This window comes from Gilvimarinus algae, assembly GCF_030518215.1.
GTDB classification, from domain to species: domain Bacteria; phylum Pseudomonadota; class Gammaproteobacteria; order Pseudomonadales; family Cellvibrionaceae; genus Gilvimarinus; species Gilvimarinus algae.
On the sequence record NZ_JAULRT010000028.1, the window covers coordinates 1 to 387 of the forward strand.

A 387-nucleotide genomic window follows, 5' to 3' on the forward strand; every position below is an offset into this window, starting at 1 on the left:
GGAAATGGCTGATGTGGGCGCTAACAGGTCGCAGCAGGGGCCAGAATGCCGCGCCGTTCGACTCGGGGTATTGTTGTTTTTCAATGGGTTAGGTGGTGCGTGCAAGGGCGTTTTGCGCGCTTGACTCAGGCTCCGCTGCACCGTAGCACAGGGCCAACCGTCCAAAGGGGGTTTTGCGCGTGACCGATCCCGACCAGAAACGCGATCTAGAGCGTCTGGAAGCCCGGATCGAGGCTGCGAAAGTGGCCCAGTCCCCGAAACCCCGCGCGGACGAACACTATTCCATGGCCAATCAGGCTTGGCGGATGGTGATCGAGTTAGTTGCCGGTCTTGGGATCGGTTTTGGCATAGGATTTGGGCTGGACAGCCTGTTCGGGACCATCCCGA

At 59.9% G+C, this 387-nt stretch carries 1 protein-coding gene; it reads left to right on the forward strand.

Features of this window, described 5'->3' with window-relative positions; genetic code table 11:
• Window positions 1-179: 179 nt before the first annotated feature.
• The coding region (locus QWI16_RS00715; protein ID WP_302710795.1) for a hypothetical protein at window positions 180-387 on the forward strand (208 nt) is incomplete at its 3' end.